The sequence below is a fragment of the Streptococcus sp. A12 genome, assembly GCF_905372335.1.
GTDB lineage: Bacteria > Bacillota > Bacilli > Lactobacillales > Streptococcaceae > Streptococcus.
The window spans coordinates 26,455-39,777 of record NZ_CAJPOU010000015.1 but is presented as its reverse complement, the minus strand read 5'-3'; the positions used below and the strand labels follow the sequence as shown (position 1 = coordinate 39,777).

At 43.2% G+C, this 13,323-nt stretch carries 12 protein-coding genes; 9 read left to right on the top strand and 3 right to left on the bottom strand.

Going from position 1 to position 13,323, the window contains the following annotated elements:
• Window positions 1-172: 172 nt before the first annotated feature.
• The 9 genes from QZ158_RS03565 to QZ158_RS03525 all read left to right on the top strand — a co-directional run bounded on the left by QZ158_RS03565 (window position 173) and on the right by QZ158_RS03525 (window position 9,289).
• Window positions 173-1,438, top strand: coding sequence for a S41 family peptidase (locus tag QZ158_RS03565; RefSeq protein WP_293874851.1), 1,266 nt, complete (start codon window positions 173-175; stop codon window positions 1,436-1,438).
• 145 nt (window positions 1,439-1,583) lie between these two features.
• Window positions 1,584-1,712, top strand: coding sequence for a teichoic acid D-Ala incorporation-associated protein DltX (locus QZ158_RS03560; protein WP_006595368.1), 129 nt, complete (start codon window positions 1,584-1,586; stop codon window positions 1,710-1,712).
• Window positions 1,713-1,726: 14 nt separating this feature from the next.
• Window positions 1,727-3,277: a D-alanine--poly(phosphoribitol) ligase subunit DltA gene (gene dltA, locus QZ158_RS03555; RefSeq protein WP_293874846.1), complete on the top strand. Its 1,551-nt coding sequence runs from the start codon at window positions 1,727-1,729 to the stop codon at window positions 3,275-3,277.
• Window positions 3,274-4,524: a D-alanyl-lipoteichoic acid biosynthesis protein DltB gene (gene dltB / locus QZ158_RS03550; protein WP_293874843.1), complete on the top strand. Its 1,251-nt coding sequence runs from the start codon at window positions 3,274-3,276 to the stop codon at window positions 4,522-4,524. Before dltA ends, dltB begins: the two co-directional genes overlap by 4 nt.
• A gap of 18 nt (window positions 4,525-4,542) precedes the next feature.
• The gene (gene dltC / locus QZ158_RS03545; RefSeq protein WP_061564509.1) at window positions 4,543-4,782 is read left to right on the top strand and encodes a D-alanine--poly(phosphoribitol) ligase subunit DltC; all 240 of its coding nucleotides are present in this window, start codon (window positions 4,543-4,545) and stop codon (window positions 4,780-4,782) included.
• A complete protein-coding gene (gene dltD / locus QZ158_RS03540; protein WP_293874836.1) occupies window positions 4,775-6,043 on the top strand; it encodes a D-alanyl-lipoteichoic acid biosynthesis protein DltD in 1,269 nt (422 codons plus the stop codon). The genes dltC and dltD overlap by 8 nt, the downstream gene beginning before the upstream one ends.
• 142 nt (window positions 6,044-6,185) lie before the next feature.
• Window positions 6,186-6,422: a hypothetical protein gene (locus tag QZ158_RS03535; RefSeq protein WP_293874857.1), complete on the top strand. Its 237-nt coding sequence runs from the start codon at window positions 6,186-6,188 to the stop codon at window positions 6,420-6,422.
• Between the two features lie 100 nt (window positions 6,423-6,522).
• Window positions 6,523-8,277 (top strand): aspartate--tRNA ligase, encoded by a 1,755-nt coding sequence (aspS, locus tag QZ158_RS03530; RefSeq protein ID WP_293874833.1) that lies wholly within the window; start codon window positions 6,523-6,525, stop codon window positions 8,275-8,277.
• Window positions 8,278-8,347: 70 nt separating this feature from the next.
• Window positions 8,348-9,289 carry a YitT family protein gene (locus QZ158_RS03525; RefSeq protein ID WP_154857014.1) on the top strand — a complete coding sequence of 314 codons (942 nt, stop codon included), beginning with the start codon at window positions 8,348-8,350 and terminating at the stop codon, window positions 9,287-9,289.
• Between the two features lie 34 nt (window positions 9,290-9,323).
• Here QZ158_RS03525 and pulA read toward each other — a convergent pair whose 3' ends face one another.
• Genes pulA through QZ158_RS03510 form a run of 3 tightly spaced genes read right to left on the bottom strand, consistent with a single transcriptional unit; the run spans window position 9,324 to window position 13,191 of the window.
• Entirely contained in the window at window positions 9,324-11,375 is a 2,052-nt protein-coding gene (gene pulA, locus QZ158_RS03520) for a type I pullulanase (protein ID WP_293874827.1), read from the bottom strand.
• A gap of 8 nt (window positions 11,376-11,383) precedes the next feature.
• The gene (locus tag QZ158_RS03515) at window positions 11,384-12,367 is read right to left on the bottom strand and encodes a LacI family DNA-binding transcriptional regulator (protein ID WP_293874824.1); all 984 of its coding nucleotides are present in this window, start codon (window positions 12,365-12,367) and stop codon (window positions 11,384-11,386) included.
• Window positions 12,368-12,378: 11 nt separating this feature from the next.
• The gene (locus QZ158_RS03510) at window positions 12,379-13,191 is read right to left on the bottom strand and encodes a DUF1189 domain-containing protein (RefSeq protein ID WP_293874821.1); all 813 of its coding nucleotides are present in this window, start codon (window positions 13,189-13,191) and stop codon (window positions 12,379-12,381) included.
• Window positions 13,192-13,323 lie beyond the last annotated feature (132 nt).

Sequence of the window (13,323 nt, the reverse complement as noted above, 5' to 3'; positions counted from 1 at the left end):
GCTGTAAAAGCTGATGAAATCAGCGTAGTAGAGCCCACTCAACCACTGCGTCTTGCTCGATAATCCAAAGACAATTGAGAGGCTAGGACTTTTGTCCCAGCCTCTTTTAGGCTTTTAAGAACTTTTTAAGGAAAAGTGGTATACTATTTCTAAAAAATTTAAGGAGTCCTGCATGAGAAAAAGAGCTATTTTTGAAGATGTCGTCTCTATTATGACTCACGATTCATCTACCATCAAAGATAGAAAAGGATGCAATCCCGAGCCTTTTCGAGAAAAAATGATAGATGATATGACAGATGATGCCTTTCTTTATCAAGTCAGGTCCTACCTAGCTAGTTTTGGGATTATTGGCCATATCTCTTTTCAGAATAAAAAAGCTAGGCAGAAAGGCTTTCTCTTACGCGTAATGGACCATCAACTTTATGTTGAAAAGGCGAATAAAGACACGGGACTCCAAGCAGGGGATCAGATCCTAGGTCTGGATGGAAGTGACTTGGAGCAGGTAGCCTCTCTCCATAAGGACTATTTTATCAGCAAGACCCCTGAAAGACACTATCGAGAATGGGCGGATTTGGTCTCTCAGTCCACAAGAGTCACCCTACTTCGGAAAGGGGTAGAAAAGACCATTGAAGTAGCGCCCAGTCGAGAGCCGATCCAAGATCAGATCTTTTGGAAACGATTAGACGATGAGATTCTTTATCTTCGTCTGGATAACTTTATGAATGAAGGAGCCATTAGTCGGGTATATCAAGAGTGTTTACCGATGATGACGGAGGTCAAGTTTCTTCTCATTGATGTCCGACAGAACGGCGGAGGGACAGATTCTCTATATCTTCCTCTGTTACATCTAGGCTTAGAGAAGGATCAGGGCTATGATTCGCTTGACTGGGACGATGATGGCATGGAAATTCTCTACACGGAACGCAATGTCGACTTGCGCTTGAAGGATTTTGAGGACTGGATGCAACAGGAAGCAATTAGTCCGGAAACAGTTAAACTACTGGAAGATATGAAAGAGGGGTTACTCCGCCATCGGGGGAAAGGCTATGTACCGTATCAGCAAGAAAGCGAGGAATTCTTCCCAGAGGTTAGAGGTGGCCAATATCCCGAACAGATCTTTATCTTATCAGATATTTATTGTCGATCATCTGGTGATAATTTTGTCCAGATGATGAAGCAGTTTAAGAAGGTAACGGTGGTAGGTAGACCAACTCTAGGAATTTTAGACTATTCCAATTGTTGTACTGTTGATTATGGCGATTATCAATTGATGTTTCCTACCTCTCGCTGTCTAAGCTTGGATCAAGGAAAAGGAATGACGGATCAAGGTGTGGAGCCGGATATAGAGGTTCCCTGGAGTCCCGACCATTTTGAAAGAGATGTAGATCTAGACAAGTGTTTGGAGTTGATTCGTCAGAGTTGCGAAGCGGCAAGATAATGCTAGATAGCGGTTGGCATAAATCAGGATAGTAATCGTCTTTTATGGTAACGTTTTCTAGTATTTTTTCCTTGTGTTTGGATTGCTATGACTGAACAAAAAATGGTAAAATAGTCAGTGAAAATCAAAATGAAGAGTGAAAAAGATGAAACATAAAACACTTTATAAATTTATAGGGCAAACAATCTTGTATTTCGCTATTTTCTTAGCCCTACTTTATTTCTTTAGTTACCTTGGTCAAGGTCAGGGTGGCTTTATCTACAATGAATTTTAAAGGAGATCCCTACTGTGTCAAACCAACCAATTACTGATATGATCGAAGCGATTGAACGCTACGCCCAACAGCAACCAGACTATCCTGTCTACAATGTCCTTGGAGAAGAGCATACCTATGGCCAATTGAAGGCTGATTCAGATAGCTTAGCAGCCCACATTGACCAAATGGGACTTCCTGAAAAGTCACCTGTTGTGGTCTTTGGTGGCCAAGAATATGAAATGTTAGCAACCTTTGTGGCCTTGACCAAATCTGGCCATGCTTATATCCCAATTGATAGCCACTCTGCCTTGGAGCGCGTGTCTGCTATTCTTGAAGTAGCAGAGCCAAGCTTGATTATTGCCATCAATGAATTCCCATTGGAAAACCCAGCTGCTCCTATCATGTCCTTGGAGCAAGTGCGTGAAGCCTATGCGGCTCAGCATGCCTATGACTTGCAACATCCGGTCAAAGGGGATGATAACTACTACATCATCTTTACCTCCGGGACAACTGGGAAACCAAAAGGGGTGCAAATTTCGCATGATAACTTGCTCAGCTTTACCAACTGGATGATCACAGACAAGGAATTTGCGACGCCAGAGCGTCCGCAAATGTTGGCGCAACCGCCCTATTCTTTTGACTTGTCTGTCATGTATTGGGCACCGACCTTGGCTCTTGGTGGAACCCTTTTTGCTCTTCCATCAGCCATCACTCAAGACTTTAAACAACTTTTTGCAACCATCTTTTCTCTTCCGATTGCGATCTGGACTTCGACACCATCTTTTGCAGATATGGCTATGCTGTCTGAAGATTTCAATGCTGAAAAGATGCCAGGCATCACCCATTTCTACTTTGATGGGGAAGAGTTGACCGTGAAAACAGCTCAGAAATTGCGAGAGCGTTTCCCAAATGCACGCATCATCAATGCTTATGGGCCAACGGAAGCAACTGTTGCTTTGTCGGCAGTCGCTATTACAGATGAGATGTTAGAGACTCTTAAACGCTTGCCAATTGGTTACACGAAAGAAGATTCTCCAACCTTCATCATTGATGAGGCAGGCAATAAATTGCCAAATGGAGAGCAAGGGGAAATCATCGTGTCTGGACCAGCTGTTTCAAAAGGTTATATGAATAATCCAGAGAAAACAGCAGAAGCCTTCTTCGAATTTGAAGGTCTCCCAGCCTATCATACGGGAGATGTCGGAACCATGACGGATGAAGGCCTCCTTCTCTATGGTGGTCGGATGGATTTCCAGATCAAGTTTAATGGTTACCGTATCGAACTAGAAGATGTTTCTCAAAACTTGAACAAATCTCAGTATATTGACTCGGCTGTTGCAGTACCGCGCTACAACAAAGATCACAAGGTCCAAAATCTCTTGGCCTATGTCATCTTAAAAGATGGGGTCAAGGAACAATTTGAGCGCGAGATTGATATTACCAAAGCGATCAAGGAAGATTTGGAGCACATCATGATGTCTTATATGATGCCTTCGAAATTCCTCTACCGTGACAGCTTGCCGCTAACTCCAAATGGGAAAATCGACATCAAAGGGTTGATTAGTGAGGTTAACAACCGATGATCGAGTTTTTGAAACAGCTCCCTCATTTAGAACCCTATGGGACCCCGGTCTACTTTATTTATCTGATTGGGGCCTTATTGCCCATCTTTGTTGGCCTCTTCTTTAAAAAGCGTTTCCCAGTCTATGAAGCCTTGGTCAGCCTAGCCTTTATTGTTTTGATGCTGACAGGGACGGATTTGAAACAAATCTATGCGGTTCTTTTCTACCTCTTTTGGCAAATCCTTTGGGTCTATTCTTATAAAATCTATCGAAGCCAGCGTGATAACAAGTGGGTCTTTTACCTTCACTCTTTCTTGGTCGTTTTGCCCTTGATTTTTGTGAAGGTGCAACCAGCCATTGATGGGACCCAGTCTTGGATGGGCTTCCTTGGGATCTCCTATCTGACCTTCCGAGCGGTAGGGATGATTATCGAGATGCGAGATGGGACCCTCAAAGAATTTAGTCTCTGGGAATTCTTGCGTTTCTTGCTCTTTATGCCGACTTTTTCAAGTGGGCCGATCGACCGCTTCAAACGCTTCAATGAAGATTACCTAACGATTCCAGATCGGGATGAGCTCCTCGATATGCTGGAACAGAGCGTCAAGTATATCATGTTTGGCTTTCTCTATAAGTTCATTCTAGCTCATATCTTTGGTCATCTCTTGCTGGGTCATGTTAAGACTTATGCCCTTCTTCAAGGAGGCGTCTTTAACCTAGGAACCTTAGGAGTGATGTACGTCTTTGGTTTGGATCTCTTCTTTGACTTTGCAGGCTATTCCATGTTTGCCCTTGCAGCATCCAACCTGATGGGGATTAAGAGTCCAATCAACTTTAACCTCCCTTTCAAATCACGTGATTTAAAGGAATTTTGGAATCGCTGGCACATGAGCTTGTCTTTCTGGTTCCGTGACTTTGTCTTTATGCGTCTGGTCATGGTCTTGATGCGCAACAAGGTCTTTCAGAGTCGGATTACAACGTCAAACGTTGCCTACATCATCAACATGTTGGTCATGGGCTTCTGGCATGGAGTGACCTGGTATTATGTTGCTTATGGTCTTTTCCACGGTCTAGGTCTCGTGATCAATGATGCCTGGCTACGGAAGAAGAAGACACTGAATAAAGAGCGAAAAGCAAAAGGACTTGAGCCCCTGCCAGATAATCGCTGGACTCAGGCTCTTGGAATCTTTATTACCTTCAACACCGTTATGCTGTCCTTCCTGATCTTCTCAGGTTTCTTGGATCGGCAATGGTTTCCAAAAATGAAATAAGAAAAGGAAAAATGAAAAATGGATGTAAAATCACAAGTAATTGAAATTATTGATGAATTGTTTATGGAAGATGTCTCAGACATGATGGATGAGGATCTCTTTGATGCGGGTGTTCTTGATAGCATGGGAACCGTTGAGTTGATTGTTGAATTGGAAAACCGCTTCGATATTCGGGTTCCAGTATCTGAATTTGGTCGTGATGACTGGAATACTGCCAACAAAATCGTAGAAGGTGTAACGGAGCTTCAGAATGCTTAAACGATTGTGGCTGATTCTGGGTCCAGTCTTTTGCGCCATGGCTCTTGTCGCTGCTCTTCTCTTTTTCTATCCGATTAACCACAAACATAATCTGACAGAGGAGAAAAAGGCCGCAGTGAGCTTGACGGCAGAAGGCTTTAAAAGTCGTGCCCGTAAGGAAGAAGCGCTCGGGGATCCCAACTATCGTTTTGTACCCTTCTTTGGTTCTAGCGAATGGTTGCGATTTGACATCGTCCACCCAGCAGTACTAGCAGAGAAGTATGATCGCTCTTATCGTCCGTATTTTCTAGGACAACGAGGGGCAGCGTCTTTGAACCAATATTTTGGGATGCAGCAAATTCTTCCTCAACTAGAAGGGAAAACGGCTGTCTATGTGGTATCGCCCCAGTGGTTTACGAAGGATGGTTATGATTCATCGGCCTTTCAGCAATACTTTAACAGTGACCAATTAACGAGCTTTTTGGCCAATCAGGAAGCTGGACCAGCAAGCCAGTATGCGGCATCTCGTCTCTTGCAGCAGTACCCTAATGTTGCTATGCAGGGAGGAGTTCAGAAGCTAGCCAAAGGTCAAAATCTATCTAGTTTTGAAAAAGGTCTCAATCAGACCTTCATGCGCTTTGTTCGTCGGGAGGATGCCTTCTTTAGCACCTTCACGGCAATGAACAATAGCAACTATGAGAAGAAAGTTCTCTCTCGCTTAAACGACTTGCCAGATACATTTTCTTACGAAGCCTTGGAAGAGGTGGCGACGGCGGAAGCCAAAAAGAAAACCAATAATAATAAACTAGGCATTAGTAATAGTTTTTATACTCATCGTCTTGCGAGTAAGCTCAAGAAACTCAAAGGATTCCAAAAGAATGAATCCTATGAACAATCCCCAGAATACAATGATTTACAACTTGTCTTGGATCAGTTTGCTCAATCTAAAACCAATGTCATCTTTGTCATCCCTCCAGTGAACTCTAAATGGATGGCTTATACAGGCTTGAGTAAAGAAATGTATCAACGGACAGTTGAAAAAATCCGTTACCAACTAGAAAGTCAAGGCTTTACCCATATTGCTGATTTTTCTAAAGATGGTGATAAACCTTACTTTATGCAGGATACCATTCATATGGGCTGGAATGGATGGTTGGCATTTGACAAGGCAGTTGATCCTTTTGTCTCCAACCCTCAACCGGCTCCTGAATACAAGATTAACAATCGTTTCTTAAGTCAGGACTGGGCTAACTATAAAGGCCAGCCGGATCAATTTAAGTAAGATGCGAAGAGGTTGAGAATACCCAGTCTCAACCTTTTTTCTATAGTTTTGAAGAAACTTATCCCCATATTCACAGACTTATCCACAGACTTGTGGATAAGTCTATCTACTGAAAGAGAGGAACTGGTAAACCATGAAAACAATGAAGAAAATAGCTGTTTATGCGATTCTTCAAGGAATCGTGATCTTTCTCATTACGGGCCTCATCACCCAATTCATCAGAGGAGACTTCTTTTTCCGTGGCTTGGCTCCAATATTTGGAGTCTTGGCAGCTATCATGCGTTTTGGAACAGCTAGTCTGATGAAAATCTTGGCCCCAACCCTATACGATGAAGAGGCCAAACACGAGAATGCTCCTACCGGGAAAGAAGCTGAATAAAAGCACTGTTTTTTCTGGAAAAATCTCTGGAAAAGCACTTATCTGACAGGCTTTGTGGTAAAATAGAAGGAAGAATATTAGTTTGGAGAGTAAAAATACAATGAAACGTTCCATGTATGCTGGACGTGTTCGTGAGGAACACATTGGACAAGAACTAACCCTCAAAGGATGGGTGAGTCGACGCCGTGATTTGGGTGGCTTGATTTTTATTGATTTGCGGGACCGTGAAGGGATTATGCAATTGGTCATCAATCCAGAGACAGTCAGTTCGGAAGTAATGGCAACGGCTGAGAGTCTTCGTAGCGAGTATGTGATTGAAGTGACAGGTCAAGTTGCTGCCAGACAGCAAGCTAATGATAAAATTGCAACAGGTCAGGTTGAATTGCATGTTTCTTCCTTGACTGTCCTTAATACGGCAAAAACCACACCATTTGAGATCAAGGATGGCATTGAAGCCAACGACGATACTCGTCTACGCTATCGATATTTGGACTTGCGTCGTCCAGAGATGTTGGAAAACTTGAAATTGCGTGCCAAGGTAACCCACTCTATTCGGAACTACTTGGATGAGCTGGAATTTATTGATGTGGAAACACCTTTCCTTTCTAAGTCAACTCCAGAAGGGGCGCGTGACTATCTCGTTCCATCTCGTGTCAACAAGGGTCACTTTTATGCCTTGCCTCAAAGTCCTCAAATTACTAAACAGTTGTTGATGAATGCAGGCTTTGACCGCTATTATCAAATCGTCAAATGTTTTCGTGACGAAGATTTACGTGGAGACCGTCAACCTGAGTTTACACAGGTCGATTTAGAAACCTCCTTCCTGACAGAGCAAGAAATTCAAGATATTACGGAAGGTTTAATCGCGCGTGTCATGAAAGAAACCAAGGGAATTGAAGTCACCCTTCCTTTCCCACGGATGAAGTACGATGATGCGATGGCTCTTTATGGTTCTGACAAACCAGATACTCGTTTTGAGATGCTCTTGACAGACTTGACAGAAGTTGTAAAGGGTGTAGACTTCAAGGTCTTCTCAGAAGCTCCAGCAGTGAAAGCCATTGTGGTCAAAGGAGCAGCAGACAACTACTCACGTAAAGATATCGATAAGATGACCGAAGTAGCCAAACAATATGGCGCTAAAGGTCTTGCATGGGTCAAGGTAGCTGATGGTACTTTAAACGGTCCAGTTGCTAAGTTCTTGACAGACGTGACAACAGAGTTGACAAGTGTTTTACAGTTGGAAGAAAAAGATTTGGTCCTCTTTGTAGCGGATACACTAGAAGTAGCTAACGCAACACTAGGTGCTCTTCGTTGTAGAATTGCAAAGGAATTAGACCTCATCGACAACAATCAATTCAACTTCCTTTGGGTGGTAGATTGGCCAATGTTTGAGTGGTCTGAAGAAGAAGGCCGTTACATGAGTGCCCATCATCCCTTTACACTTCCGCAAGCAGAGACAGCTCATGAATTAGAGGGCGATCTTGCCAAGGTACGTGCTATTGCCTATGACATTGTGCTCAATGGTTACGAACTTGGAGGAGGAAGTCTCCGGATCAACCAAAAAGAATTGCAAGAACGGATGTTTACTGCTCTCGGTTTCTCAAAAGAAGATGCGACAGAGCAATTTGGTTTCTTGCTAGAAGCTATGGATTATGGTTTCCCTCCACATGGTGGATTGGCTCTTGGCTTGGACCGTTTTGTCATGTTGTTAGCAGGTGAGGAGAATATCCGTGAAGTGATTGCCTTCCCTAAGAACAACAAGGCAACGGATCCAATGACCCAAGCCCCTTCTACAGTAGCCACCAAACAACTGGAAGAGTTGAGTCTACAAGTAGAAGTCAAAACTGAGGAGTAAGAATAAAAGCGGAAAATCCGCAGAAGTAGCTTCTGTGATTTTCCCTTTGTTTGTATAACGAGAGATAATCATGAAAAAAACTCGCTTAGGTAAAATCTTACGTTTTTATGTGAGAAGAATTGCTTATAATTTTAAATTATTACGGGTCTTAAAAAGTATTTCCCGAGAAAAGTATGATGAAAAGATTTCGGCCTCATTGGTCTATGGATTTTTATCTGCAATTGCTGTGAACTTCTTTTTCCAGCCGGGACGTGTGTATTCGAGTGGTGCGACAGGGTTAGCACAAATTGTTTCAGCTCTTAGCGATCGATTTTTGGGCTTTACCATTCCTGTTTCCTTGTCATTTTATGCCATCAATCTGCCCTTAATGATCATCGCCTGGTATCAAATTGGTCATAAGTTTACCATTTTCACCTTTATCACGGTGTCCATGAGTTCCTTCTTTATCCAATTTGTCCCAGTAGTTACGCTCACCAATGACCCTATCATGAACGCCTTGTTTGGGGGTGTTGTTATGGGGACAGGGATTGGTTTTGCCCTTCGGAATAATATCTCCAGCGGGGGAACCGATATTGTCAGTTTGACCATTCGAAAGCGAACGGGCAAGAACGTCGGTAAAATTTCTCTCATCGTCAATGGGACCATCATGTTGATAGCAGGGATGACCTTTGGTTGGAAGTATGCCCTCTATTCGATGATTACCATTTTTGTTTCTAGCCGAGTGACAGATGCTGTCTTTACCAAGCAGAAGCGGATGCAAGCCATGATTGTCACTAGCCAACCGGATAAGATTATTGAGAAAATCCATAAGCGATTGCACCGTGGGGCAACCATTATTCACAATGCCGAAGGGACCTATAATCATCAGGAAAAAGCCGTCTTACTCACGGTTATTACCCGAGCAGAGTTTAATGAGTTTAAATTTTTAATGAAAAAAGCAGATCCTCAAGCTTTTATAACCATTTCAGATAATGTTCATATTATTGGACGCTTTGTCGAAGTAGAAGACTAAAAAATTCCTGCAAGAAGTTCTTGCAGGAATTTTTTTATGCTTGTTCTACCAAGATCCAACCATGGCCTGGAACGGTAAATTCTTCTTGAGAAAGTCCTTGCTCTCTTCCATACACATGAGGGTAGGCAATCACTAATCTTACAGATTGTTTGAGTCGATAAGTCCATTCTTGATCCCCTAGGTTGACCAAGATAAGCAACTTACGACCGTCTTTCTCAATACTGTAAGAGAAGGTCCTCTCTGAGATCCAAGTGACTTGGCAGTAATCACGTATATCTTGAGCCTTGTCAAAGCGAAGGAGCTCTTCCTCTTTTCGATAGGCAATCAATTCGCGCAGGAACTGAATATCTGTTTCATAAGCTGTAGAAGAAAGCCAGTCTAGTTGATTTAGAGCATCTGGAAGATTGTAAGTATTCTCTTCTAAGCCCTTGCTGCGACAGAATTCTTGGCCAGCATGTAAGAAAGGAACTCCTTGAGCCAAGAGGACGAGATGCAAGCCAAGTCGAGCTTTAGCCTGACGCACCTCCTCTGAAATGTTTGGATCTTCAACCTTGAGATAGTCAAAGAAGGTTGCATTATCATGGCATTCCACATAGTTAATTGCCTGTTGAGGACGCACAAAGTGTGGGGCTCCTTTGAGTCCGACGTTACCAGTCAAAATATTGGCCAGATCATTGGCCTGATAGCGGCTGTCTATACGTCCTTCGTTGAGGATGCTTCGTTTAATGGTATCACGGAAGTTGTCACTGAAGAAGCCATACGGACGAAGTTGACTGGTATTGTATTGATGGGCCAGGAGTTCAGGATCCAGTCCAGTATCCATCTTCCAGCCTTCTCCATAAAGGTAAATGTTGGGGTAAATCGCTGCCAATTCTTCTTGAATTTCCATCATGGTTTGGCGGTCAAGAATGCCCATCAAGTCAAAGCGAAAACCATCAAAGCCGTAGAGTTGAACCCACTGCTTGACTGACTGCTTGATGTAGTTGCGCACCATGGCTCTCTCGCTGGCTACATCGTTGCCGCAGAAGGTTCCGTTGGTTCGTTGGCGGTCTTGGTCATAGCGATAGAAATAGCCTGGGACAATCCGCTCAAAGGCAAACTCGTCAGAGAGGTAAACATGGTTATAAACCACATCCATAATAAGACTGAGATCGGCCTTATGATAGGCATCAATCACTTGTTGCAACTCAAGGATCCGTTGGTAAGGATCATTTGGCTGGCTACTAAAACTTCCTTCCGGAACATTGTATTGCACAGGGTCATAGCCCCAATTGTAGGAAGCAGTAGGATTTGTTTCGTCTACGCTTCCGAAATCATAGAGGGGCATGAGCTGAACATGAGTAATACCCAGGGATTTCAAATAGTTAAAGCCAAAGGTCTGGTCTCCATGCTTAGGAGATTCTAAGAGGGCTGGGAAGGTGCCAGGATGTTGGAAACCAGCTTCTTTTTGCATGGAGAAGTCCCGGACGCTCAATTCATAAATAATGGCCTGAGTCGGATCTAGTTGGGTTGCGGCTCTCTGGATAGGGCGCTCAATCTTATGCCGGTCGATGACATAGCTAGCTCCGGAATTGGCTTCAGAAGAAAGAGCATAAGGATCATGGACGATATGGGTTACACCGTTGACTTGATGCTGGTAGTAATAAGAGGCTTTTTCCCAGTCTCCTTCGAGTTCTAAACGCCATACACCTTTTTCTGTCCGCTCCATTGGGTAGGCAGTTTGGTTGACCAAGAGCTGAACCTCTTGAGAAATGGGAGCCCAGAAGGCAAAGGTCGTTTTTTCTTTTGAGTAGCGAGCCCCTAAATCCTCTCCATCATAAGCATATAGCTGATCAAAGATGGGTTGGCGGACAATGTCGCGATAGTGTAGGAGGCAGGTTTCTCCTTTAGCGTTGGAGAGGATATAGCTTTGACTTAAGTCGATGGGAAGAGGGCTTCGAAGAGTTTTTTCTTCATCAGTTGGCAGAAGTTCAATCGTTTTCGAACCAGACGTCAATGTAAAAGGAAGAGAGGCCATTACGCTCTCTCCTCCTTCCATGCGAATCAGGTCTTGGTCATCTAAATAAGCTGCAAAGTGAGTGGTCATAGGTTCTCCTAAAGTTCAATAATCGAGTGTTCAATGAGCTGTCTGTAGCAAACAGTTTTATTTTCCTTGTTGTCCTTAATAATTTGGAGTAAGGTTCTGACAGATTCGCGTCCCAATTCGACCGTATTGATATCAATATAGGCGTCAATAGGGATCCGTGGTTGAATGGAGTCGAAGGAAATAATCGGAAGTTCGACTTGTTTGTCGTTCAGGTATCTCCGAACCCCTTCGGCAACCAAAATATCCGTCGTCATGAGTGCTTCCAGTTCTTCAAAAGGCAGGGTATCCATGATTTGGTAAGAATTTTCTTCCAGCAAGAAACCAAAGGAGAACTTGACCAATTCCTCACGGAGAGGGATCTGGTGACTGGCAAGAGCTTCTTGGTAGCCCTTGTAGCGGTCTTGAGAAACGGCCAATTCCTTATTTCCTCCAACAAAGGCGATGTGTTGGTATCCTTTCTTGATGAAATATTCGGTCGCATCAAAGGCGGCCTTAACATTGTCGTTATCGACTAAGGATACAAACGGTGAAGTTGCTTTTCCCAAAATCAAGAAAGGAAATTTATCTTGAATACAGAAGTCAACTAAAGGATCATTCAATTTGGAATAGAGGAAGATGAGTCCATCTACCCGCTTACCATAAATCATTTGTTTGAGTTGACCGAGGCGGTGGGTTTCATTAGCCCCTGTACAAATCTGAATGGCATAGCCATAATCAGAAGCAACCTGACTAATCCCACGGAGTACCGTAGGGAAGAAGGGGTTTTGGAAGAACACATCACTTTCATCAGGCAAGACAAGAGCAATAACCTGACTGGACTGGCTCACTAAGCTACGAGCATTGAGGTTTGGATGGTAATCTAGTTCTTTCATGGCAGAACGAACCCGTTCTTTAGTGGCTTCACTGATGGTAGATTTATTTTGAATCACTCGTGTAACGGTAGATGGTGCAACGCCAGCAAGTTTGGCGACATCTTTGATGGTGACACGCATAAAGGACCTCCCTAAGGTTTGTAATCTGGATCCCGGAAATGAGTCTTATAGAAAGCAAGTGCGAGGAACAAGACAAATAGGATATTTTGGATCAAGATGGTTGTCGTAAAGACTTGGTGGAATACTAAACTGATCAGGACGCTCGCGAGAATGGGCAATCCTAGACAGTTGAGGGTAAAATTGAAGCATTCTTTGAAGGTCTTGAGAGAGAAGAGACGTGACTTCCGTGTCAAGAAGAGGAAGAAGGAAGCTCCAAATACTAAAATGGCAAAATTCACAGCAGATAAGAAAGCTGAGAAGAGGACGAGAAAGAGGCTAACAGCCAATCGATTGGCCTGGAACCAATCTTTGGAAATGGCCTTAGTGAGTTCCTTTTTGTCCTGGATGCTCTCTTGATTGATGGCTTGGTAAGGAATCGTAGCCAGTTCTTTCTTTTCTTTACTTACAATCAATTGATTTTTATCGAAATAAAGAGTTAATCTTTCTCCTAATTGAGTTCCTTCGTGATGGCCTAAGATAACATGACCAGCCTCATTTTTATGAACTCCAAAATGACTGTTATAGACTAGTTCTTGCTGATTTATCTGTATGTTTTCTTTTAAATCCTTCATAACGTCGTCTGTTAAGGGATCAAAGACATCACTAACGAAGGTGGTTAAAGGGTAGGTCTGTAGTTCTGCATTTTGAATGGCAACGGGAATGAGGGTCAAGGATAGAAGAAAGAGTGAGGTAAAGATCATTTGGAACCAATTAAGTTGTTTGCGGTTGGCAAATGCTTTTCTCACCTGAAAAAGACTGGAAAAATAGTTAAATGGATAGGGCATGAAGAGACCTTTCTAATCTCCGGGATGGATTTCCCTTGTATGGAGAGCACAACATGATTTTATCCTTAACCAAAGATGGGAGAGAAACTGGTAGCAAATCAATCAACTTGCTACCCTTGTCCCACTCCCATC

Coding starts and splice junctions, on each gene's coding strand:
- QZ158_RS03565 (WP_293874851.1), top strand. CDS start 173: ATGAGAAAAAGAGCTATTTTTGAAGATGTCGTCTCTATTATGACTCAC.
- QZ158_RS03560 (WP_006595368.1), top strand. CDS start 1,584: ATGAAACATAAAACACTTTATAAATTTATAGGGCAAACAATCTTGTAT.
- dltB (WP_293874843.1), top strand. CDS start 3,274: ATGATCGAGTTTTTGAAACAGCTCCCTCATTTAGAACCCTATGGGACC.
- dltC (WP_061564509.1), top strand. CDS start 4,543: ATGGATGTAAAATCACAAGTAATTGAAATTATTGATGAATTGTTTATG.
- dltD (WP_293874836.1), top strand. CDS start 4,775: ATGCTTAAACGATTGTGGCTGATTCTGGGTCCAGTCTTTTGCGCCATG.
- QZ158_RS03535 (WP_293874857.1), top strand. CDS start 6,186: ATGAAGAAAATAGCTGTTTATGCGATTCTTCAAGGAATCGTGATCTTT.
- aspS (WP_293874833.1), top strand. CDS start 6,523: ATGAAACGTTCCATGTATGCTGGACGTGTTCGTGAGGAACACATTGGA.
- QZ158_RS03525 (WP_154857014.1), top strand. CDS start 8,348: ATGAAAAAAACTCGCTTAGGTAAAATCTTACGTTTTTATGTGAGAAGA.
- pulA (WP_293874827.1), bottom strand. CDS start 11,375: ATGACCACTCACTTTGCAGCTTATTTAGATGACCAAGACCTGATTCGC.
- QZ158_RS03515 (WP_293874824.1), bottom strand. CDS start 12,367: ATGCGTGTCACCATCAAAGATGTCGCCAAACTTGCTGGCGTTGCACCA.
- QZ158_RS03510 (WP_293874821.1), bottom strand. CDS start 13,191: ATGCCCTATCCATTTAACTATTTTTCCAGTCTTTTTCAGGTGAGAAAA.